Source organism: Pseudomonas sp. 3JA (assembly GCF_036961705.1).
GTDB classification, from domain to species: domain Bacteria; phylum Pseudomonadota; class Gammaproteobacteria; order Pseudomonadales; family Pseudomonadaceae; genus Aquipseudomonas; species Aquipseudomonas fluorescens_Q.
In genome coordinates this window covers 1-22564 of the sequence record NZ_JBAMDJ010000059.1, presented here as the reverse complement: position 1 = coordinate 22564, position 22564 = coordinate 1, and the positions used below count along the sequence as shown (strand labels likewise).

Annotated in this window: 22 protein-coding genes and 1 tRNA gene; 18 read left to right on the top strand and 5 right to left on the bottom strand. The window is 60.8% G+C overall.

Going from position 1 to position 22564, the window contains the following annotated elements; translation table 11 throughout:
• Positions 1-22 precede the first annotated feature (22 nt).
• Positions 23-1555: an FAD-dependent oxidoreductase gene (locus V7773_RS28535; protein ID WP_336076322.1), complete on the bottom strand. Its 1533-nt coding sequence runs from the start codon at positions 1553-1555 to the stop codon at positions 23-25.
• Between the two features lie 140 nt (positions 1556-1695).
• On the opposite strand from V7773_RS28535, the gene V7773_RS28530 reads away from it, so the two are divergent.
• The 7 genes from V7773_RS28530 (at position 1696) to V7773_RS28500 (ending at position 5587) form a co-directional block, all read left to right on the top strand.
• Positions 1696-2256 carry a YbhB/YbcL family Raf kinase inhibitor-like protein gene (locus tag V7773_RS28530; RefSeq protein ID WP_063323519.1) on the top strand — a complete coding sequence of 187 codons (561 nt, stop codon included), beginning with the start codon at positions 1696-1698 and terminating at the stop codon, positions 2254-2256.
• A gap of 155 nt (positions 2257-2411) precedes the next feature.
• The gene (locus V7773_RS28525; protein ID WP_170862112.1) at positions 2412-2585 is read left to right on the top strand and encodes a hypothetical protein; all 174 of its coding nucleotides are present in this window, start codon (positions 2412-2414) and stop codon (positions 2583-2585) included.
• 38 nt (positions 2586-2623) lie between these two features.
• A complete protein-coding gene (locus tag V7773_RS28520; protein ID WP_336076321.1) occupies positions 2624-3937 on the top strand; it encodes an MFS transporter in 1314 nt (437 codons plus the stop codon).
• Positions 3938-4026: 89 nt separating this feature from the next.
• Positions 4027-4227 (top strand): DUF3375 family protein, encoded by a 201-nt coding sequence (locus V7773_RS28515; protein ID WP_336076320.1) that lies wholly within the window; start codon positions 4027-4029, stop codon positions 4225-4227.
• Positions 4224-4451, top strand: a complete 228-nt coding sequence (locus V7773_RS28510) for a Wadjet anti-phage system protein JetD domain-containing protein (protein ID WP_256572444.1) — start codon at positions 4224-4226, stop codon at positions 4449-4451. The genes V7773_RS28515 and V7773_RS28510 overlap by 4 nt, the downstream gene beginning before the upstream one ends.
• 96 nt (positions 4452-4547) lie before the next feature.
• The gene (locus V7773_RS28505) at positions 4548-5393 is read left to right on the top strand and encodes a virulence RhuM family protein (protein ID WP_336076319.1); all 846 of its coding nucleotides are present in this window, start codon (positions 4548-4550) and stop codon (positions 5391-5393) included.
• Positions 5366-5587 (top strand): hypothetical protein, encoded by a 222-nt coding sequence (locus V7773_RS28500; protein ID WP_336076326.1) that lies wholly within the window; start codon positions 5366-5368, stop codon positions 5585-5587. Before V7773_RS28505 ends, V7773_RS28500 begins: the two co-directional genes overlap by 28 nt.
• A gap of 86 nt (positions 5588-5673) precedes the next feature.
• Here V7773_RS28500 and V7773_RS28495 read toward each other — a convergent pair whose 3' ends face one another.
• A complete protein-coding gene (locus V7773_RS28495; protein ID WP_336076318.1) occupies positions 5674-6630 on the bottom strand; it encodes a LysR family transcriptional regulator in 957 nt (318 codons plus the stop codon).
• Positions 6631-6737: 107 nt separating this feature from the next.
• Here V7773_RS28495 and V7773_RS28490 point away from each other — a divergent pair, with 107 nt between their 5' ends.
• The 7 genes from V7773_RS28490 (at position 6738) to V7773_RS28460 (ending at position 12852) form a co-directional block, all read left to right on the top strand.
• Positions 6738-7739, top strand: coding sequence for a zinc-dependent alcohol dehydrogenase family protein (locus V7773_RS28490; RefSeq protein ID WP_336076317.1), 1002 nt, complete (start codon positions 6738-6740; stop codon positions 7737-7739).
• A gap of 103 nt (positions 7740-7842) precedes the next feature.
• Entirely contained in the window at positions 7843-8424 is a 582-nt protein-coding gene (locus V7773_RS28485) for a hypothetical protein (protein WP_336076316.1), read from the top strand.
• A 176-nt stretch (positions 8425-8600) separates the two neighbouring features.
• Positions 8601-10265: a vWA domain-containing protein gene (locus tag V7773_RS28480; RefSeq protein ID WP_336076315.1), complete on the top strand. Its 1665-nt coding sequence runs from the start codon at positions 8601-8603 to the stop codon at positions 10263-10265.
• 18 nt (positions 10266-10283) lie between these two features.
• Positions 10284-10856: an RNA polymerase sigma factor gene (locus V7773_RS28475; protein ID WP_336076314.1), complete on the top strand. Its 573-nt coding sequence runs from the start codon at positions 10284-10286 to the stop codon at positions 10854-10856.
• Positions 10853-11470: a hypothetical protein gene (locus V7773_RS28470; protein ID WP_336076313.1), complete on the top strand. Its 618-nt coding sequence runs from the start codon at positions 10853-10855 to the stop codon at positions 11468-11470. The genes V7773_RS28475 and V7773_RS28470 overlap by 4 nt, the downstream gene beginning before the upstream one ends.
• A gap of 154 nt (positions 11471-11624) precedes the next feature.
• The gene (locus tag V7773_RS28465; protein ID WP_256572450.1) at positions 11625-12326 is read left to right on the top strand and encodes a hypothetical protein; all 702 of its coding nucleotides are present in this window, start codon (positions 11625-11627) and stop codon (positions 12324-12326) included.
• A gap of 1 nt (position 12327) precedes the next feature.
• A complete protein-coding gene (locus V7773_RS28460) occupies positions 12328-12852 on the top strand; it encodes a type II toxin-antitoxin system VapC family toxin (protein WP_072347243.1) in 525 nt (174 codons plus the stop codon).
• A 78-nt stretch (positions 12853-12930) separates the two neighbouring features.
• On the opposite strand, the gene V7773_RS28455 is transcribed toward V7773_RS28460, so the two are convergent.
• Positions 12931-13007, bottom strand: a tRNA-Arg gene (locus V7773_RS28455).
• Positions 13008-13357: 350 nt separating this feature from the next.
• On the opposite strand from V7773_RS28455, the gene gabD reads away from it, so the two are divergent.
• From gabD to V7773_RS28440, 3 genes are all read left to right on the top strand, one after another.
• Complete coding sequence (gene gabD / locus V7773_RS28450) at positions 13358-14800, top strand: NADP-dependent succinate-semialdehyde dehydrogenase (protein ID WP_063323510.1); 1443 nt, start codon at positions 13358-13360, stop codon at positions 14798-14800.
• Positions 14801-14973: 173 nt separating this feature from the next.
• Positions 14974-16251 carry a 4-aminobutyrate--2-oxoglutarate transaminase gene (gene gabT / locus V7773_RS28445; protein WP_336076312.1) on the top strand — a complete coding sequence of 426 codons (1278 nt, stop codon included), beginning with the start codon at positions 14974-14976 and terminating at the stop codon, positions 16249-16251.
• A 138-nt stretch (positions 16252-16389) separates the two neighbouring features.
• Complete coding sequence (locus V7773_RS28440; protein WP_336076311.1) at positions 16390-17607, top strand: HDOD domain-containing protein; 1218 nt, start codon at positions 16390-16392, stop codon at positions 17605-17607.
• A 268-nt stretch (positions 17608-17875) separates the two neighbouring features.
• On the opposite strand, the gene V7773_RS28435 is transcribed toward V7773_RS28440, so the two are convergent.
• Both V7773_RS28435 and desA read right to left on the bottom strand, forming a co-directional pair.
• The gene (locus V7773_RS28435; protein WP_057450587.1) at positions 17876-18865 is read right to left on the bottom strand and encodes a GGDEF domain-containing protein; all 990 of its coding nucleotides are present in this window, start codon (positions 18863-18865) and stop codon (positions 17876-17878) included.
• 296 nt (positions 18866-19161) lie between these two features.
• Complete coding sequence (gene desA / locus V7773_RS28430) at positions 19162-20346, bottom strand: delta-9 fatty acid desaturase DesA (protein ID WP_072347251.1); 1185 nt, start codon at positions 20344-20346, stop codon at positions 19162-19164.
• A gap of 146 nt (positions 20347-20492) precedes the next feature.
• On the opposite strand from desA, the gene dibA reads away from it, so the two are divergent.
• Positions 20493-22400: a phosphodiesterase DibA gene (dibA, locus tag V7773_RS28425; RefSeq protein WP_336076310.1), complete on the top strand. Its 1908-nt coding sequence runs from the start codon at positions 20493-20495 to the stop codon at positions 22398-22400.
• The last annotated feature ends 164 nt before the right edge of the window (positions 22401-22564 follow it).

The window sequence follows — 22564 nt, the reverse complement described above, 5'->3', positions numbered from 1 at the left end:
GGGGATTTTTTGGGGGGCAGATCTACGAAGAGAAATCCCGAACCAGCCGCCATGCCTCGTCCAGCGGCAACGGTTGTTTCATGCGCTGGGCCAACGCCGCCATGGCCCGGCCTTCATCACAGGCCACTGCAGCGGCTACGAGGCCGTCCTTGCCCAGCAGGGCAATGAAAGGCGGATGCTCGGGCGTGCCCTTGAATTCCACTTCGTCCCAATGTTCAGCGTGGCCAAGATAGTCGTAGCGTTTGCCAAAGTGATAGGTCCAGAAAAACGGCACGTCCAGATAGCGCTCGTCGCCGCCGAGCATGTTCGCGGCGGCGATGCGCGCCTGTTGCTGGGCCAGGCGCCAATGCTCGATGCGCACAGGCGCGCCGTTGAGGGGGAACGTCGCGATATCACCCACGGCCCATACGCCTTCAGCCACACGCATGCCTGCGTCAACGGACAGCGATTGGTCCTGTTCCCGTGGCAACCCGGCAAATGGCTCGGTGGCCGGGTGCACACCAATGCCGACGATCACCAGGTCCGCAGCCAGACGCTGGCCGTTATCCAGCACCACGGCTTCGACCTTGTGCGCTCCCTCGATCCGTGCCGCTTCGCTGTCGGTGCGGTACACCACACCGTTGGCCCGGTGTCGGGCCAGAATGGCCTGGCCAACGCTCTCACCCAACTGTGCAGCGAACGGCACCGGATGTCGGGCCAGGACGGTGACGTCCAGCTCGCGCTTGCGCAGGGACGAGGCGACTTCCATGGCGATGAAACTGTCGCCGATGATCACCGCCTGTTGCCCTGGCCGGACCGTGTCGAGAATCTGCCGGGCGTGGGCGATCGAACGCAGCACGAAGACTTGCGGCAATTCGATGCCGGGCAGTGCTGGCATCTTGGGTGCCCCGCCAGTGGCGATGAGCGCGGCGTCGTAGACCAACTGCCGGCCATCGGCGAGTTGGATTTGCCGAGCGTCGGGGTCCAAATGGGTGACCTCGCCATGGAGCCTTTCGATGCGTTGCCGGGTGAAGTAGGTTTCATCGCGCAGCGGCGCTGTCTCGTTGACTGCCATGTCGCCGGCCAACACATACTTGCTCAGCACCGTCCGGTCGTAGCCGGCCTCGGCTTCGCGGTCGATCATCAGGATTCGACCGCCAAACCCCTTCTCGCGCAACGCCGCCGCGCAAGCCGTGCCGGCGGCACCGGCGCCGATGATGACAAACGTGCGTGCGTCATCGGCCGGCGGGACTTTATCGGTTGGCAATGGTTGATCGTCGACCCAGACGTCACCGTCCCGGACCTCGACGTGGTAGCGCGCCAGGCTGTCGAGGGCCGGCGGTTCGCACAGGGCGCCGTCTTCCGTGCGGAACGCGGCCTTGTGCCAGGGGCAAATCAACCGTCCGTGGCACACCGCGCCCTTGGCCAGTGGTGCGCCGGCATGCGGGCATTTGCCTTGGAAGGCGCGCACTTGATCACCGGAGCGCAACAGCAGGATGGACGTGTCGTCGATTTTGACTTCAAGGCCGCGGTCTTCACGAACGTCGGCGAAACGGGCGACTTGATGCAGAGACATGGTCATTCTCCGGCAGGCGTTTCCCTTTGGAGTCGCAGGAACGGAGCGAGTTTCAGCATAATTGTCACTGCAACCTTGGCGAAGCTGCGGCTATAGTTCGCAAGCCGTCCATGGCCAGACACGCACAAGGTGCCCCCGGTATGACCCGATTGAATTTTTTCTCCCCTTGGCTGGCGGCCGTCGCCCTGGTGCTGTGCGCACAGGGGGCTGTCCAGGCCGAGGAGCGTTTTACCCTCAGCATCCCCGGTGTGTCGGACGACCGCCTCTTCACGGCGGCGGCAGCCAGTGATGCCAACACCTGTGGTGGCAAGAATATTTCTCCGGCCCTGAGTTGGAACGCCGGCCCACCCGGCACCCTCAGCTACGCCATCGTCATGTTGGACCCGGACGGCCAAAGGGGCCAAGGTGTCGACCACTGGGTCCACTACGGCATCAAGGCCACCACGCGGCAGATTCCGGCGGGCGCCGGCACCAAGTCCTCGTTGGAAGGCATGAGTGGTATCAACAGCAAGAACACCCACGGCTACATCGGTCCTTGCCCGCCTGTCGGCGACAGCGCTCACCACTACCTGATCCAGCTTTTCGCCCTGGACCTGCCGCCGGAAGCACTGCCCGCCGACCTCACACGCGCCCAACTGATGGAAAAAATCAAAGGCCACGTGCTGCGCAACAGTAGCGTAGTGCGCCGCTACCACCGCTGACCCAAGACGACACAACCCCCTGTGGAGAGGGGATTTATCCCCGTTGGGGTGCAAAGCACCCCTTGCCACAATGGCGCCATCCAGACACAAAATTGGCATCACGCGCCAAAAGCGAGCACTATCGAGCCCCTGTTCACTCATGCCGGAGGATGGCGATGACGCAGAAACCCGACGGCATCGCCCGCCTCCTGAACTGCCCCACCAAGGGCGACGAAATACGCCGGGCCATCGCCCAGAGCCGCAAGGATTTCCTGCCTGCCGACGAGGCCGAAGACGCCGAGCCAGGCCAGCCACCGGTTCAACCGGTGGACACTGATCGCGACGCCTGAGCCGTCGCCCTCTTTTAACTTATCGTTCAAATCTGCCTATGACTGCCACCCCTGTTCTACCCGGTGACCGATTCAGCCGATCCGATTACAAGACCCTGGGCCTGGCCGCCTTGGGCGGTGCGCTGGAGATCTACGATTTCATCATCTTCGTCTTCTTCGCCCTGACTCTCAGCCAGTTGTTCTTCCCGCCGGAAATGCCCGATTGGCTGCGCCTGCTGCAAAGCTTCGGGATTTTTGCCACCGGCTACCTGGCCCGGCCCCTAGGCGGCATTCTCATGGCGCACTTCGCTGATCGCCTGGGACGCAAGCGGGTATTCAGCCTGAGCATCCTGATGATGGCCTTGCCGTGCCTGCTCATCGGCGTGATGCCGACCTACGCGCAAATCGGTTATTTCGCACCGTTGCTGTTGCTGGCGCTGCGTATCCTGCAAGGTGCGGCGGTGGGCGGTGAGGTGCCCAGCGCCTGGGTGTTCGTGGCCGAACATGCGCCGCTGCATCATCGCGGCTATGCCCTGGGTTTCCTCCAGGCCGGCCTGACCTTCGGCTACTTGCTGGGCGCCTTGACCGCAACAGCGCTGGCGCGGATCTACACACCGGCAGAGATTCTCGATTACGCCTGGCGCCTGCCGTTCCTGTTGGGGGGCGTCTTCGGCGTGATCGGCGTCTGGCTGCGTCGCTGGCTGAGCGAAACGCCGATTTTCATGGCCCTGCAAGCCAATCGCGAAGGCGCAGCGGAACTGCCGTTGCGCACGGTTCTGCGCGACCACCGCCAGGCCTTGCTGCCCGCCGCCATCCTGACCTGCGTGCTGACCTCTGCCGTGGTGGTGTTCGTGGTCATCACCCCGACCGTGATGCAGAAAAGCTTCGGCATGACCCCCAGCCACACCTTCGCCCTGAGCAGCCTGGGCATCGTGTTCCTGAACATCGGCTGCGTCCTGGCCGGGCTCATCGTCGACCGCATCGGCGCCTGGCGCACCGTCATGCTCTACAGCCTGCTGCTGCCTGTGGGCATTGCCGTGCTCTACGCCAGCCTGATCAGCGGCAGCGCCTGGCTGGGCCTGGCTTACGCCGTGGCCGGGCTGGGTTGCGGCGTGGTCGGTGCGGTGCCGTCGGTGATGGTCAGCCTGTTCCCGCCGAAGATCCGCGTGTCCGGCATCTCGCTCACCTACAACATCGCCTATGCCCTGTGGGCCAGCATGACACCGCTGATGCTGATTGCACTGGTGCCGTGGAGCCCGTGGGTGTGCGTGGGGTATTGCGTGGTGATGGGGGCGGTGGGCGTGGTTGCGTCGGCGTATTTCCCGGGGCGGTGGGCGCGCGTTTATGGTTCGGCCCTAGCGTCGGAATCCTGACTACAATCCGTAAGCTTTGTTGTAGGCCTTTTCTGAAGCAGTATGATCCTGCCTGATTCGAGGTAGATTCAGCGCACTTTGTGTTTACCATGGGCATCTCTTCTGTTGGGGAGCCTTGCATGAAAGCTAGTACAGCCATTGCTACGTTTCGTCGGTTGCGGACCCAGCCACTGTGGCGGCTGCTGGCTTCTGATCATGGGCCTCTGACCCTGGGACTACTCCAGACCCATCTGTACGAAAGCGAGCGGGGTCTGCCCGCGTCCATCTTCCATGCTATCTGCCAAGCGTGAAGACGATATTGATGGATGAGCGTACTTTGTTGTCTTACAAACCATTGTGGGGGGTGGAGAAAGAGCCACACCCCTCCATCACGCTGGCTAATCTCACAGTAGAAGAGCAGGTCCTCTATGAGAAGCTCAAGCGCAACACACTAGGGCAAAACGTGCGTCTAGAGCAGGAGCGAATATCGTGGGATTTCGCCTGGAGAGAGATACAAGAGGTGGCTAGTGATTGAGGAGGGGGTTTATTCATCAGGCCCCGTACATAGAAATATTGAGGGGGCTACATTGGGGGTTGGTCGCGCTGTTAGTCAAGGCGGAGTCGTTGAGCTATGAGCACGGATAACGCCAATCGCAATACCTCGCAGTTCATCATCTACCAGAGCGAAGACGGGCGAACCCGGTTGGACGTGCGCTTTGTCGACGAGACCGTATGGTTGACCCAAGCCTTGATGGGTGAGTTATTCAGTACCACGCCAGAGAACGTGTTGATGCATCTGAAGAACATCTTCAGCGAAGGTGAGCTTGATCAAAACGCAACCACTAAGGATTTCTTAGTAGTTCGTCAGGAAGGTACGCGTCAAGTGAAGCGCAATCTCAAGCACTACAACCTTGATGCCATTATCTCCGTGGGCTATCGCGTACAAAGCCATACGGCAACGCGCTTCCGTCAGTGGGCCACTCGGCAGTTGCGTGACTACATCGTCAAAGGTTTTTTACTAGATGATGAGCGCCTGAAAAATCCCGATCAGCCGTTCGACTACTTTGAAGAGCTGACGCGGCGCATTCAGGATATTCGCACCAGCGAAAAACGCTTCTACCAGAAGATTACCGACATCTACGCCACCAGTGTGGACTACGACCCGACTCAGGAAGCCAGCATCAACTTCTTCAAGACCGTGCAAAACAAAGTGCACTGGGCAATTACCGGGCAGACTGCGGCTGAGCTTATTCACAATCGTGCCGACAGCGGTAAACCCCACATGGGACTGACCAACTGGCGCGGCGCCAAGGTGCGCAAACAGGATGTCGCTAACGCCAAGAACTACCTCTCGGCAGAAGAGCTCAGCGCTTTGAACAATCTGGTCGAGCAATACTTGGTGTTTGCGGAGGGCCAAGCCATGCGTCGCATTCCAATGTCCATGGCTGAGTGGGTGAAAAACTCGATGGTTTCCTGACATTGAACGACCGCGAAATTCTTGATAGTGCGGGTCAAATTTCTCATGACCTGGCCAAGCAACACGCCGAGTCGCAATATGAGCTATTTCATCAACTGCGCCAGCAAGAAGATACTGCGAGCGCTGACCAAAACCTCATCAATCTGAGCGAGCTTAGTCAATCGCTATCAAACAAGACCCGATCCAGGCCTTGACGTTTTGACTACAAGATTTCCAATCTGTGACAAGTGGCCACGTTTTGTTGGAGTGTGGCGTCTAGAATTTAGGCCTTTATGAGCAGTCAATGCCTGGCAAGGTTAGTGCTTGGAGCTCCAGCGTCGCCATCACCGACGCTTACGATTATTTGGCTACCGGTCGTTCTAAGACGCCCACGCAAAAAATCCACAAAAGCACGAGTCCGTGCCGAGCGGCGTCGATCTTGACTGAACACGGCGCTGATGGGCAGTGCCAGTGGCTGGTAATCGGCCAGCAGGGGGCAGACGGTACCCTGGCGAACATCGGCAGCGAACAACCACTGCGGTGACAGCGAAACGCCCAGGCCCGACAGCACCATTTCCCGGATCGCCTCGCTGCTGTTGCAGGTGACGTTGCCCTTGATCGTTACGCTGTGCTGTCGGCCATCCTGGTCGAACCGCCAGACGTCATAATGCTCCAGCAGTGTAAAAGCCAAACAGTTATGGTCCGCCAGGTCAGCCGGTGCGAGGGGCGTGCCGTGCTGTTGCAGATAGGCGGGGGAGGCATACACCCGGCGCGGGCTGTCGCCGAGGGAAATCGCCACCAGTCCTTCGTTTTTCACCGCGCCGATGCGAATCGCAAGGTCGATGTTTTCCTTCAGCACATCTTCGTTCTGATCACTTAACCTCAAGTCGATACGAAGCTGTGGGTGAAGGGCCAGGAACTCGCCCACCAGGGGCGCAATACACAATCGGCCGAAACTGACGGGCGCCGCCACGCGCAGAAGGCCGGCGATCTGTTCCTGGCCACTGGCGAAACTGAGTCGTGCGGCGTCCACGCTGGCGAGTATGTCCTTGCTCTCGGCGTAGAAGCGCTGCCCCTGGTCGGTCAGCGCGAGCTGGCGGGTGCTGCGGGCAAACAGCGCCCCGCCAAGGTGTTGCTCCAACGCGCGGATCTGCTTGCTCACCGCCGGTTGGCCCAGGTTCAGTTCCCTGGCGACGGCCGAAAACGAGCCGCGCTCCACCACCCGCACGAACACCTGCATTGCGTCGAACAGATCCATCTGGATTTAGCCTCTGCCTGGAATAAATCCTATCCATTGTTGCTCACTTATCGGAATGCGTCTTCCCTCGCACTATGAACCTGCCCACTCATTGGAGGTTTACCGTCATGAACAACACCATGTCCGCCGCCGTTGCCGAAACCGCTCAGGCTGCGCTGATTGTCCGTTCCATTTCCCGGCCCATTCCCGGCAAAGGCCAGGTATTGATCAAGGTGCATGCCGCCGGAATCAACCCGCTGGACACCAAGATCGCGGCGGGAGGCGGGGCCCACGCACGTCAGCCGCTGCCCGCCGTATTGGGAATCGACCTGGCCGGGATGGTGGTTGAACGGGGAGAGGGCGTGAATGACTTCGCGCCTGGCGACGAGGTGTTCGGCATGGCCGGCGGGATCGGCGGGGCCCAAGGCGCGCTGGCCGAATACATCGCGGTCGATGCCCGCCTGATTGCGCCCAAGCCTCGCTCACTGAGCATGCGCGAAGCGGCCGCCTTGCCGCTGGCATTCATTACGGCCTGGGAAGGCTTGGTCGATCGCGCCAACGTTCGGGCCGGGCAACAGGTGTTGATTCATGGCGGGGCGGGCGGCGTCGGTCAAATGGCCGTGCAAATCGCCAAGGCCCGTGGCGCCGAGGTCTACGCCACGGGCTCGGCCGACAGCCAGGCTTTCATCCGCGAACTGGGCGCGTCAGCCATCGACTACCGGACCCAGGACACCGACAGCTACGTGCGCCAGTACACCGATGGCGAAGGCTTCGACATTGTCTACGACACCGTTGGCGGCCCGACCCTGGATGCGTCCTTCAACGCGGTAAAGACCTACACCGGCCATGTGCTCAGTTGCCTCGGCTGGGGCCAACATAGCCTCGCGCCGCTGTCGTTTCGGGGGGCGAGCTATTCCGGGGTGTTTACGTTGATGCCGCTGCTGACCGGCAAGGGGCGCGAGCATCATGGTCAGATCTTGCGGCAGGCCGCCGCTCTGGTTGAGTCAGGGCAACTGCGGATCAAGCTGGATCAGCGCCGGTTTGGCCTGGAGCAAGTCAACGAGGCCTTTGCGCAGGTAGCCGAGGGGCGTGGGGCGGGGAAAACGGTCGTGGACATTGGGATTGAGTGAGACGGGACCGCACTCCGTCAGGGCCAAACAACTTGAGCGCTCATACAAACCCCGTAGAATGCAGCCGCCATTCTGCCGCTACCTCTCAAGGACGAATTCAAACATGCGAGTTTTTACCCTGTTGCTGGCCCTCTGTCTTATGGCCGGTTGCGCTTCCAAGCCCGACTACTACATTTCCCCTGCGCCGGTGGCGATCCCCGAGACCGCCACCTATTGGATCGACACGTTCAACGTTGAAGTCGTCGGCAAAAACGAACGTTTCCTGCCCGACGAAAAAGTCCGTGACCAGTTGCACACCGACCTGATCGTCCGCCTGCTCGATGGCAATCGCTATGCCTCCAGCAAGGAAACCGCTGACTATCTGCTGGACGTCAACGCCGTCTATGCGCGCCGTATTCAAGACACTCAAGGTGGTTTCATGAACAAAATCGTCGCCGACGGTACGTACCTGGCCAGTGTCGATTTCAATTATCAGGTCAAGGTGAAGAAGGCCGGTGTCGAAGTGCTGCACTTTGCCCAGGCCCGCCAGGGGCTGATGCCGGGTGGGGCGATCGGGCACCTCGAGGCCATGAGAGGCATCGCGGGCGCCCTGACGAACAGAGGCAACTCCGATGTCGAAGACTATTACACCGGCCATTTGAGCGGATTCATCGCCGATGATCTGCGGGGCATTCCGTCCCGCTAACCATGCCTGCTGCAACGTGCTGGCGATTGGTCCGATCGCGGTAACGGGCTGGCCACCTTGAGGGGGCCAGCCCGGTTTTTCCAGCGTGCCAAAAAAAATTCCTGATCGTTAACCCGAACCTCGTGTGCCTTGCGTCTGAGCTTGTGTACGAATCATTCATTCACGAGGTTCAGCCCATGTTCCGTCCACTTCCCTTTATGCGTCCTGCTGCCCAAGGCTTCGCCGTGACTTTGCTGGTGGCGTTGACCGGTTGTGGGTTGTCTTCCCGGGAGGCTGCCAAGCCATCCGAACCGGTGCCTGTGGCACCCAGCGTTGTACCGCAAGGCGAGATCGCCTACGTGCGCCAACCCATGGCCAAGCGCATGGTCGCCCCGGCATCAATGCCCGCCCCTGGCATGGCGAACGATGCCATCGCCGGGGATTACCGCACCGAACCGCGCGAGCAGTACGCAAAACTGCCGGACAACCCCATCCATAGCGTCGCCGAAACGCCGGTCTCGACCTTCAGCGTGGATGTCGACACCGGAAGTTATGCCAATGTGCGACGTTTCCTCAATCAAGGCAGCCTGCCGCCCGAAGGGGCTGTTCGGCTGGAGGAAATGGTCAACTATTTCCCTTACCACTATGCCCTGCCCAGCGACGGTTCACCCTTCGGTGTGACGACCGAAGTCGCCCCCTCACCGTGGAACCCCCACACCCGTTTGCTGCGCATCGGCATCAAGGCCAGCGACCGCGCCGTGGCGGATCTGGCGCCGGCCAACCTGGTCTTCCTGGTGGACGTTTCCGGCTCCATGGACCGTCGCGAAGGCCTGCCGCTGGTCAAGAGCACGCTGAAACTGCTGGTGGATCAATTGCGCGATCAGGACCGGGTATCCCTGGTGGTCTATGCCGGTGAATCCCGGGTGGTGCTCAAGCCCACCTCGGGGCGCGACAAGGTGACAATCCACAACGCCATCGATCAACTCGACGCCGGTGGTTCCACCGCGGGGGCCTCGGGTATCGAACTGGCCTACCAGATGGCCCGGGAGAGCTTCATCGACAAAGGCATCAACCGCATCCTGCTGGCCACCGATGGCGACTTCAACGTTGGCGTCAGTGATTTCGACAGCCTCAAGCAGATGGCGGTGGACCAGCGTAAAAGCGGCGTCTCCCTGACGACGCTGGGCTTCGGTGTGGATAACTACAACGAACACCTGATGGAGCAATTGGCCGATGCTGGTGACGGTAACTACGCCTACATCGACAACCTGCTCGAGGCGCGTAAAGTCTTGGTCGACCAGCTCAGCTCCACCCTGGCGGTGGTGGCGCGGGATGTGAAGTTACAGGTGGAATTCAACCCTGCCCAGGTCAGCGAGTATCGCCTGCTCGGTTATGAGAACCGTGCGCTCAAGCGTGAGGATTTCAACAACGACAAGGTCGACGCGGGCGAGATAGGTGCCGGGCATACGGTGACGGCCTTGTATGAAATTGTCCCGAAGGGCCAGCCGGGTTGGTTGGAGCCGCTGCGCTATGCCAACACACCCAAGCAGGATGGCCCGTCAGGGGAATTGGCGATGTTGCGCGTACGCTACAAGCCCGCTGAAGGTGGCGGCAGCCGCTTGATTGAGCACCCTATCGCAAGTGCTCAGAGCGAAGGCAAGACCAGCGATGACTTACGCTTCTCGGCCGCCGTGGCGGCCTTCGCCCAACAGCTCAAGGGTGATGGGCGTTACACTGGGACGATGAGCTTGAAGGACACGGCGCAACTGGCCCGTTCCGCCCGCGGTGATGATCCGTTCGGGCTGCGTGCCGAGTTTGTGCAGTTGGTGGAGCTTGCCCAGAGCCTCAAACCTGCACCCTGAAAGGAGTTCGTCACCTACATGTCCGCACCGATTGATCCTCCCAGCGATGAATCGCTGCTGGCCCGATACCGCAACGGCGACGGGGCTTCCTTTGAAGTCCTGTACGCCCGCCATCGCCAGGGGCTTTATCGTTTTCTCGTGTCCTTGAGCAACAAGGCCGAACTGGCCGAGGAAATCTTCCAGGACACCTGGCTCAGCCTGATCCGCAGCGCGACCCAGCCACAAGGGCGGGCGAGTTTTCGCACCTGGTTGTTCCAGATTGCCCGCAACCGCTTGATCGATCACTGGCGCAAACAGGGTGTCCACAATCCGTTGCACGACAGCTACGACGAGCAGCTTCACGTCCAGCCCGACGACACCAGCGGCCCTGAGCAGCAGCTGAGCCTGAGCCGCGACCAGGCGCGTCTCGAAGCAGCGTTGCAGGCCTTGCCCGAGGATCAGCGAGAAGTCTTCCTGCTGCGCCTGCACGGCGACCTGGAGTTGCCACAGATTGCTGCCTTGACCGGCGCCCCACTGGAAACGGTCAAGAGCCGCTTGCGTTACGCCCAGCAGAAGTTGCAGCGACTGCTGGCCGAGGAGGTACCCGCATGATCGACTCCAAACACACCCCGGATCCCAACGACGAAGTGCTGATCGAGCATTTCCGCCAACACACCAGCGGCGAGCCGCCAGCTTCCCTGGACGCTTTCATCCTGGCCGCCGCCCGCCGCGAAGCCCCGACGCCCGCGCCAAGCCTGTGGCAGCGCTGGTTGCAAGCCTGTCAACGGCCGCGCTGGCAAATGGCATTCGCCACGGTCGCCGGCGTGGCGCTGATGATCGGCCTGGTGCTGCGCTCGCCCGTGCCCCACGACGAACTGTCCTCACCCGCCTCGATGGAGTTTTCCGCCGATCGGCAAGCGCCCGCCATTGCCGCTGCACCGCCGCCGGCCATGCCCGCCCCCGCCCCGATTATCCGCATGGCGCCCCAGGGCGAACTGGCCCGGGTCCCGGCAAGTCCGATGCAATCGTTGGCGGAAAAGCCTGCGGCGAAAATGAGCAAATCGGCGCCGGCTGCACTGCCATCGCTGGAGCAGGGCCTGATGGAAATCCTGCTTTTGCGCGAGGCGGGTGAGAGCAAGGCTGCTGATGAAAAGTTGCTGGCATTGCACAAGCGCTTTCCTGAGGAGGACTTGCCGGCGCGGTTGGAGGCATTGCGCAAGCGTTGAGTGATCAGCGCTTACAAAAGCCCTGGGCATTAACGTTTCCGATCCAAAAAGTGAAGGGTCGCTTTTCAGGCGGTTGATGCTCGGTATCGGGTTACAAATGCAGCCATAGCAGGAACACTTGAGCGGAACTATACTCGCCAGCATGAAAAAGCTGATGCTCGAACTCGACGGAACCGACCCAAGCAAGCTCTCAATGGCTCGCTTGACGGATTATCTGTGTGAGCTCGCTGAGCTTTTCGGCTCCCAAGATCATGTTCATTTTGACTCTGTCACCGAAGGTTGTGTCTGCCTGAATACGTGGGTGGAAGACGAGACGTACCCACACGTCTTGAACAGGGTGCGGGAGGCCGCTCAGGGGATTGGTCCTAAGCGCGCGAGAAAAGCCTACGTGCAGCTATCCGCGCTGATGGAGCAAGATCGAGTAGATGGCGTCCTTCAGGCAGCGGATGATGCGAACATTCTCCAGTTTCCCAAAGCAAAGACCGCTCCTCCTCCCATGGTTATCATCAAACAAGGCAGCGTACAGGGACGCCTGTATGTCGTTGGTGGGAAGGATGAGACGGTTCCTGTCCGGCTTGAGGGCGCGGGTGGCGAAACTCTTCTTTGTGAAGCCGATACAGCACTGGCTGAACAGTTGGGCAAGCTTCTGTTCAAGTACGTTCGCGTTCATGGCAAGGGAGAATGGGAAAGTCGGCCGCATGGCGGTTGGCGGCTGCGCAAAATGTTCATTCAATCCTATGAAAAACTTGAAAAAACCTCGTTGCGCAGTGCGGTGACCCAGCTAAAGGAACTCGGTGGCATCACGTGGAGCGAGATGGATGATCCTCATGGAACGATCCAGAACTTAAGGGGATGAGGTGCGCATAGTTCTCGATACCAATGTCCTCGTTCAAGCCTTGGGAAATGCAAAGGACGGTATCGTTCTGGTTGATCCTGCCACTGGTCATAATGTTGATCGGGCGGAGGCTAGGGCTGAAGCCCTAATCGAACTGGTCGATGCCAGAGGTGGAACGGTGCTGATCCCAACACCTGCGTTGGCTGAGTATTTGGTTGGTGTCGATCGAAATTTTCACCAGAGCCATCTGGATGTCATAAACGGCCTTTCGTGTTTTGAGATCGTATCGTTTGACCAGATTGCGGCGGTCGAATGTGCCCGTATGGTCGATGATAACGAGTTGAAGGTGCTTGATCCTGCTGCTACCAAAGCCAAGTTACGGTTTGATCGTCAGATCATTTCTATTGCTTTGGCAACCAATGCCGATGAAATCTGGACTCATGACGCGGGTCTTTATTCTAAGGCCCAGAAATGCGGGTTGGTTACGAAATCCTTGGGGAATATTGAGCCGGCTCCGGAGCAACTGGAGGTCAAGCTGGACCACTGATAGCTCCTGAGCGCTGACAAAACCAGCGCCCACAAAAAAGCCCCAGGTCTTGCGACCTGGGGCTTTTGATTTTGAAGATGGTGCACCAGGCGGGATTCGAACCCACGACCCCTGCCTTCGGAGGGCAGTACTCTATCCAGCTGAGCTACTGGTGCGACGCGGGCGCCATGATACTCATATGCATGGCGGGCGTCCATGCTGCTGATTTGTCGGTGTTTTCACACTGCTCGGCGGCTCTTGGCTACGCTGATCAGAAAAAGCGGGCAAATTCGGTTTTTTCGTTCTTTTTTTCGAACAGCCTATTGTCCTTCACCCCCATCGGCCCTAGGATTCGTTTGAGATTTCAAACGCTCTTGTCTGGGTGCTGAACCGCACGTCTGTGCTTATGTGCGTTATTTCTGTGCTTCAGCCCGGTGAATGATTTCCCTGACGGCAGCCCCCGAGGCGCCTTTTCTACAAATCTAATTCGCTCCGCGTGCGCGCGGTGCTGTTAAGGAAAGCCGACATGCAGCTTAAAGACACCCAGTTGTTCCGCCAGCAAGCCTTTATCGATGGCGCTTGGGTCGATGCGGACAATGGTCAGACGATCAAGGTCACCAACCCGGCGACGGGCGAAGTGCTGGGCACCGTGCCGAAGATGGGCGCTGCCGAAACCCGCCGGGCGATTGAAGCCGCCGACAAGGCACTGCCGGCCTGGCGTGCACTGACCGCCAAGGAGCGCGCCAACAAGCTGCGCCGCTGGTACGAATTGCTCATCGAAAACCAGGACGACCTTGGTCGTCTGATGACCCTGGAACAAGGCAAGCCACTGGCCGAAGCCAAGGGCGAAATCGTCTACGCCGCCTCGTTCATCGAATGGTTCGCCGAAGAAGCCAAGCGCATCTACGGTGACGTGATTCCCGGCCACCAGCCCGACAAGCGCCTGATCGTGATCAAGCAGCCGATTGGTGTGACCGCGGCCATTACCCCGTGGAACTTTCCCGCCGCGATGATCACCCGTAAGGCCGGCCCGGCCCTGGCCGCCGGTTGCACCATGGTCATCAAGCCGGCTTCGCAAACCCCGTTCTCGGCCCTGGCCCTGGTGGAACTGGCGCACCGCGCCGGCATCCCGCAAGGCGTGTTGAGCGTGGTGACCGGCAGCGCCGGCGACATCGGCGGCGAGCTGACCAGCAACCCGATCGTGCGTAAGCTGTCCTTCACCGGCTCGACCGAGATCGGTCGCCAGTTGATGGCCGAATGCGCCAAGGACATCAAGAAAGTCTCCCTGGAACTGGGCGGCAACGCGCCGTTCATCGTGTTCGACGACGCGGACCTGGATAAGGCCGTCGAAGGCGCGATCATTTCCAAGTACCGCAACAACGGCCAGACCTGCGTCTGCGCCAACCGTCTGTACATCCAGGATTCGGTGTACGACGCGTTCGCCGAAAAACTCAAGGCAGCGGTCGCCAAACTCAAGATCGGCAACGGCCTGGACGATGGCACCACCACCGGTCCCTTGATCGACGAGAAAGCGGTCGCCAAAGTACAAGAACACATTGCCGATGCGGTCAGCAAAGGCGCGACCGTGCTGTCGGGCGGCAAGGCGATGGAAGGCAACTTCTTCGAGCCGACCATCCTGACCAACGTACCGAAGAACGCCGCCGTGGCGAAAGAAGAAACCTTCGGCCCGCTGGCACCGCTGTTCCGCTTCAAAGACGAAGCCGAAGTGATCGCGATGTCCAACGACACCGAGTTCGGCCTGGCCTCGTACTTCTATGCCCGCGACCTGGGCCGTGTGTTCCGTGTGGCTGAAGCCCTGGAATACGGCATGGTCGGCGTCAATACCGGTTTGATCTCCAACGAAGTCGCGCCGTTTGGCGGCATCAAGGCTTCGGGCCTGGGCCGTGAAGGTTCCAAGTACGGCATTGAGGATTACCTGGAAATCAAATACCTCTGCCTGGGTATCTGATCCGCTTCAAGCGCAAAGGGCACGAGAGCGCTGTCCCTTTGCGCGTTTCACCTGTTCTGTTTCTTGTGGCCGGAACGCTGCGGCAGTCGATCATCGCATGCTGTCGCAGTTGCCTCCCTGCCATGTATTCCTTGAGCCACGCCGACCGATGAGCGGCGAATGAGGACATTTTAATGAGCAAGACCAACGCAGACCTGATGGCCCGCCGTACCGCCGCTGTTCCACGCGGTGTTGGCCAGATTCACCCGATCTTTGCCGAATCGGCGAAGAACGCCACGGTAACCGACGTTGAAGGTCGTGAGTTCATCGACTTCTCCGGCGGCATCGCGGTGCTGAACACCGGTCACGTGCACCCGAAAATCATCGCCGCCGTGACCGAACAGTTGAACAAGCTGACCCACACCTGCTTCCAGGTCCTGGCCTACGAGCCGTACGTGGAACTGTGTGAAAAAATCAACGCCAAGGTGCCGGGTGATTTCGCCAAGAAAACCCTGCTGGTGACCACCGGTTCGGAAGCGGTGGAAAACGCCGTGAAAATCGCCCGCGCCGCCACAGGCCGTGCCGGTGTGATCGCCTTCACCGGCGCTTACCACGGTCGCACCATGATGACCCTGGGCCTGACCGGTAAAGTCGTGCCGTACTCGGCCGGCATGGGCCTGATGCCCGGCGGCATCTTCCGCGCGCTGTACCCGAACGAACTGCACGGTGTGAGCATCGACGACTCCATCGCCAGCATCGAGCGCATCTTCAAGAACGACGCCGAACCGCGTGACATCGCGGCAATCATCATCGAGCCGGTACAGGGCGAAGGTGGTTTCTATGTAGCACCCAAGGAATTCATGCAGCGCCTGCGCGCTTTGTGCGACCAGCACGGCATCCTGCTGATCGCTGACGAAGTGCAGACCGGTGCCGGTCGTACCGGCACCTTCTTCGCCATGGAGCAGATGGGCGTTGCCGCCGACCTGACCACCTTCGCCAAATCCATCGCTGGCGGCTTCCCGTTGGCCGGTGTGTGCGGCAAGGCCGAGTACATGGATGCCATCGCGCCGGGTGGCCTGGGCGGCACCTACGCCGGTAGCCCGATCGCCTGTGCGGCGGCGCTGGCGGTGATGGAAGTGTTCGAAGAAGAACACCTGCTGGATCGCTGCAAGGCTGTGGGCGAGCGTCTGGTGGCCGGCCTCAAGGCGATCCAGAAGAAGTACCCGGTCATTGGTGACGTGCGAGCCCTGGGCGCGATGATCGCCGTGGAGCTGTTCGAAAACGGCGACTCCCACAAGCCGAACGCGGCAGCGGTAGCCCAGGTCGTGGCCAAGGCGCGTGACAAGGGTCTGATCCTGCTGTCCTGCGGCACCTACGGCAACGTTCTGCGGGTGCTGGTGCCGCTGACCGCGCCGGACGAGCAACTGGACAAAGGCCTGGCAATCCTCGAAGAGTGCTTCTCCGAACTCTGAGTGACGGTTGTGCGCTGATTCACAAAAACCCGCCTTCTGGCGGGTTTTTTCATATTGGCGAAGCTATCTGGTGGATTTTGAGCTGTCTGGAACGGCCACCAACGTCTAAGGTGCAAGTATGGCAAGGGAGCATGCTGCATGACTGCTGTGGATTTACCCGCTGTACCCCGTGTGTTGATCGCCGAGGCCGATCCGGCGTCCCGTGAGCTGCTTGAGCAGGTGTTGTCGGGTGTGCGCTACGATGCCAGGGTGGACACTTGTGGCGACGGCAAAGAGGCTTTGGATTTGCTGGCGAAGCATTCCTACGACCTGGTGATCGCCGATTGGGAGCTGCCGGGGGTTGATGGCCTGGCGATTCTGCGTGGCCTTCGCCAGCAGCATCGCACGCCGCCGTTGCCGTTCATCCTGATGAGTCGGCGTAATGACAGCGCCAGCGTGCGCGAGGTCTTGCCGCTGGCGCCGACCGCGTATCTGACCAAACCCTTGAACCGGGACAACCTGACCCAGCGTTTGCAGGGGTTGTTAGTGAACGGCGGTGAAGAAACTTCCAACGATGCGCCGGTTCCGGGGCCGGCGTTGACCTTGCTCACCTTCCTGGAACGTCGGCGTGACCTGTCCGAGGGCGCGCCCTTGATGACCGATGTGCAAGTGGCGGTCAAGCGCAGCCTCAACCCCGGCGGCCTGGACCTGAAACTGCTCGAAGAAGAAATCCGCACCGACCCGCAAATTACCGCCGTGCTGATCGCGGCGGCCAACAGCGCTGCCCAGCATCAGGGCGGTGGCCCGGTGCAGACGGTGGCCCAGGCGCTGCACCAGCTTGGTTCCGGACCAAGCATGAACCTGATCCTCGCCCTGACCCTCAAACGCTGCGCCCGGCTCAGCGTCCCATGCCTGGCGGACTATGCCGAGCGTTACTGGGAGCTGTCGCTGCACACGGCCGAATACGCCCGGACGATGGCGCGCTTGCTGGACCTGGAGCAGGAGCGCTGCTATTGCGCCGGCTTGTTGCATCGCCTGGGCGACCTGGCGTTGCTGCGCTGCTTGGAAGAGTGGAAACAGGCCGGTGGCGAGCTGGACGAGCCGGAAGAAGTTGGCGACTCGCTGGACATGTTCGGCGCCAGTTTCGGCTCGGCGTTACGTGCCCGCTGGCGTCTGCCCTTGGAGCTGCGGGAGTTGATCGCGGCGGTCTATAACTTGGGGGGCGGGGTGTATTCCCGTGAAGCCTTGGTGATGAACATGGCAGCGCAGATGGCGCATCTGCCCGCGCATGAGGGCCTTGAAGAACTGGCCCGTGGCCGCACGGCGCGGTTGCTGAAGATCGGCTTGCCGGAGTTGACGCGGTTGCGCCGCAAGTAGGACCGCCGACTCATTCTTGCTCGCGATGGTGGCAGTCCAGACAGGCCAAGAACCTGTGGCGAGGGAGCTTGCTCCCGCTGGCCTGCGCAGCAGGCCCTCAGCATGCTTACAGGCAGAACGCGTTGTTCGGTTTTGCGACTGCTGCGCAGCCGAGCGGGAGCAAGCTCCCTCGCCACAGGGGATTGTCGGTGGCTCGGAATTTCGCATCCGCCTCGAAACCAGAGCTGTGGGAGCGGCATGACTGGGCTCAACAGCACTGCGATTGGCGTCAAGCCGCGATGATGCGGTTCTTCCCTTTGCGCTTGGCTTCGTACATGGCTGCGTCGGCGCGGGCGAACAGGCTGTCGAGGGACTGGTCTTCGGGGGTAATGCCGGTCAGGCCCTGGCTGACGGTAATGCCGAAACTCTGTTCACCGCAGCGGAACATCAGGCGCTGGATTTCCCGTTGCAACCGCTCGGCCACTTGCAGCGCCATGTCCGGGGGGCAGCCGGGGAACACCGCGGCGAACTCTTCGCCGCCGATCCGCCCGAACAGGTCACCGCGCCGGAGCACGGACCGCCCGCTTTCGGCGATTCTCTGCAACACGGTATCGCCTTCCTGATGGCCGTAGGTGTCGTTGATCACCTTGAAGTCATCGATGTCCAGCAACAGGAACGCCATGGGCATACCTTGTAGCCGTGCCTGCTCGAACTCGCGGTGGGCGCATTCGAAGAAATGCCGACGATTGCTGCTTTGGGTCAGCACGTCGGTGGTCGCCAGGCGCTGCAGTTCGCTTTCCAGCAGCTTCTTTTCGGTGATGTCTTCGGCAATGCCTACCACAATCACCGGTTGCCCTGGCTCGGCCTTGCGGTTGATGAAGCATTTGTCGCTCAGCCAGCGGATTTGGCCGTTGCCGGCAATGATGCGGTATTCACGGTCTTCGACGGCGCCTTTGACCAAAACCTCGGCCAGGCTGCGCTCGGCGTACTCCAGGTCGTCGGGGTAAATGGCGTCGCGCCATTCGTTGAAGTCAGCCAGGACCAGGCCGGCGGGGCGGCCGAAGATCCGCTCGTAGGCGGGGCTGACATACAGCACCTGCCGGGTTTCCCAGTTGAACGCCCACAGCACGGCATTGACGCTGACCAGCAACGAGCTGAACAGCTGCTCACGCTCGCTCAGGCGCGCCACTTCGCCCTGGGCATGCATCAGCGCCATGAGCGTCTGGGCTGCCTCGGGCCAATGAGGTAGGGAGTAATCCTGTAGGTTCTTGTCGACCATCGGCACAAATCTCAAAGAGCATGCACTGCTATTGGTTCGCACGCGCTTTCTCCAAAACCCGCCTGGATGGCGAAGTGCTCTTTGAGATAGGAGATTTGGGGCGAAGTTCCTTTTCAGGCGACGAAGGGCGTGGGGATTTAGCGAGTCAGGTGCCAAGTGTTGGACCTGTGGCGAGGGAGCTTGCTCCCGCTTGAGCGCGAAGCGCTCACAAGAAAGGAAGGGCTGCTGCGCAGCCCAGCGGGAGCAAGCTCCCTCGCCACAAAAAAGCCCCTGTCCACAGTGCTGGCGTTGCCTGGTCAGGCCGTAGCAGGCCGTAGCGAGTAGGTCTTGAGTTGGTCGGCAAACTCGCGCAGGGACTGGATGCCGCTAGCCTCGGCCTCGTGGACCCATTCCTTGATGGCGGCGAGCATGTCGTGGCCGTTGCTGCTGGTCTTGACCCAGATCTGCTGCAAGGCCAGGCGTTTCTCGTAGATCACCTTCAGCGCCTGGCTGTGTTCGAGCATGTTCTGGATGCGCACGTGGTGACGCTCGTCCAGCAGGCTGGTTTCCCGCGACAGCAGGCGTTTGGCCCTGTGGAACTGGTGACGCACCGAGTGATCGACCTTTTCCAGTTCCTGCTTGACCAGCGGCGCGATGACCAGCCGGCGGTACTGCGCCATGATCTGGAAACGGTTGTTGAGAATCGCCATGGCCGTGTCCATGTCCAGGTGGCCCTTGCCTTCGACCCGGTGGGCGATCGGCGCAACCCGCTGGACCTTGGCCAGGCGCAGGATACTGAACACCCGTATCCAGGCCCAGCCCAGGTCGAACTCCCATTTGCGTACCGACAGCTTGGCCGAGTTGGGGTAGGTGTGGTGGTTGTTGTGCAGTTCTTCGCCGCCGATCAGGATGCCCCAGGGCACCAGGTTGGTCGCCGCGTCGCGGCATTCGAAGTTGCGGTAGCCCACGGCATGGCCCAGGCCATTGACCACGCCAGCGGCCCAGACGGGGATCCACATCATCTGGATGGCCCAGATAGTGATGCCGATGGTACCGAACAACAGCAGGTCGATGATGCCCATGATCGCCACGCCCAGCAGCGGGAAGCGGCTGTAGAGGTTGCGCTCGATCCAGTCGTCGGGGCAGTTCTTGCCGTAGATGCGCAGGGTTTCCGGGTTTTCCGCCTCGGCGCGATACAGCTCGGCGCCTTTGCGCAGCACGGTGGACAAACCCTTGATGACCGGACTGTGAGGGTCATCCTCGGTTTCGCATTTGGCGTGGTGCTTGCGGTGGATGGCGGTCCACTCGCGGGTGTTCTGTGCCGTGGTCAGCCACAGCCAGAAGCGGAAGAAATGTTTGAGGCCGGCATTGAGCTCCAGGGAGCGGTGCGCCGAATAACGGTGCAGGTAGACCGTGACGGCAATGATCGTGACGTGGGTCATCAGCAGGGTGACTGCCACCAGTGACCAGGCCGACAAGCCAAGAAAACCTTCGTACCACATAGGCTGTAGGGCCCTCGATAAAGATAGAAACAGCCGTTGCATTATCACCGGCCCTACAGATAAAACCAGTCGGCCTTTCAGATAAGAGTGGCTGAATGTTTCTTCCTCTATAATCCCCACCTCTCTGTAGGGACATGGATGGCCGAATGCCTGCTTATCAACGCAGTGCCATGCGCGTAGCGCTGCTTTACCTCGTGTTGTCAGTCGTCTGGCTGCAGCTGATTGGTTATTTATTGAGCAGTTTCTTCGATCAATTCGCTGACAGACAACGCTGGCTGCTGATCAACGGCTATGCCTGGGTCCTGCTCAGCGCCGGGTTGATCTTCTTGGCGCGGGCGCGGATCTCGCGATTTTTCGCCAAGGGTGAGCACGGCGCCGATCGCGAGCGTCTGCGCCAGGCTGCCGCCGTCTTCGATTGCACCCGCGAAGGGGTGTTGGTGACCGACCGCAACGGCCTGATTGTGCACGTGAACCGGGCCTTCATGGCGATCACCGGTTATGTGCGGGATGAAGTGCTGGGCCAGCGCCCCAGCCTGTTCAAGTCCGGTCGTCATGGGACGGATTTCTATCGCGACATGTTTACCTCCCTGGACAGCCAGGGGGAGTGGAGCGGCGAGATCTGGAATCGGCGTAAAAGCGGTGAGATCTACCCGCAGTGGCAGACGATCCGCGTCATTCGCGACGACAGCGGCGAGGTCAGCCATTATGTCGCGGTGTTTTCTGATATCAGTGCCATCAAGGATTCCGAGCACGAACTGGCCTACCTGGCCCATCACGACCCGCTGACCGGCTTGCCCAACCGCCTGCTGTTTTCCGATCGTACCGAGCAGGCCCTGGCGTCGGCGCAGTTGCACAAGCGTGGCTGTGCCCTGTTGCTGCTGGACCTGGATCACTTCAAGAACATCAATGACAGCCTGGGTCACAACGTGGGCGATGAGTTGCTCAAAGGCGTGGCCGAGCGGTTTCGCGGGCTTTTTGCGCCGGGCGTGACCCTGGCCCGGCTGGGGGGCGACGAATTTGCGGTGCTGGTGGAAAACTGCTCGCAGCCAGGCCAGGCAGCGGCGCTGGCCCGGCGCATCCTGGACGCCTTGAAAGAGCCCCTGCGGTTCGATGACCATGCATTGTTCATCAATGCCAGCATCGGTATCAGCCTGTTTCCCGGCGATGCCCTGAGCGCCGGGCAGCTGCTGCGCAATGCCGATTCGGCGTTGTTCAAGGCCAAGAGCGCCGGACGCGACGGCTACGCCTTGTACACCGAAGAACTCACCGCCCACGCCCAGCAGCGGGTCGAGATTGCCTTCGAATTGCGGCGCGCGCTGCAGCAACAGGAGTTGCGCGTTCACTACCAGCCAGTCCACGACTTGGCGACCAGTCGTCTGATCGGTGTCGAGGCGCTGGTGCGATGGGAGCATCCCACGCGTGGATTGGTGTCGCCGGCCGAGTTCATTCCCATTGCTGAACGTACCGGCCTAATTGCCCAGGTCGATGCCTGGGTCATGGACCAGGCCTGCCGGCAAATGTGCCAGTGGCAGCAGGCCGGCGTGGCGCTGTCGTTTGTCGCCGTCAACGTATCGAGTCGGTTGTTTGCGCGTCGCGAGTTGTATGACCAGGTCGCGCAGGTGTTGCACGACACGGGCCTGGATCCGGGTTGCCTGGAGCTGGAAGTGACGGAAAGCGCGGTGATGGATGACCCGGAGGTTGCGCTGGAGCAGATGCATCGCCTGCGGGAGCTGGGCGTGCGCCTGGCTATCGACGATTTCGGGACGGGCTATTCGTCGTTGCTGCGGCTTAAGCGTTTGCCGGTGCAGAAGCTGAAGATCGATCAGGGTTTTGTCGCGGGGTTACCGTGGGATGAGGATGACGCGGCGATCGTCCGAGTGATCATCGCCCTGGCCCACAGCATGGGCATGCAGGTGCATGCCGAGGGCATCGAGCAGCGTGAGCAGGCGGCATTTTTGCTGGGACAGGCGTGTGAGCAGGGGCAGGGCTACTGGTTTGGCCGGCCCGTGGCGGCGGCGCAGTTGGATTGGCACTGCGCGCCGGTCATTGCTTGATCGTCAGTGGTATTGGTGTTGATCGGGTACATATCCGTTGCTGCGGTAACGGCCACTTAGGGTTCCGCCCTGACGGCGGCTCACTTTTGAGAAGCGCAAAAGTAAGCAAAACGCTTTTGCCCCACCACTCGGTGCCTCGCCTAGGCTCGGCATGCCCTCACTCC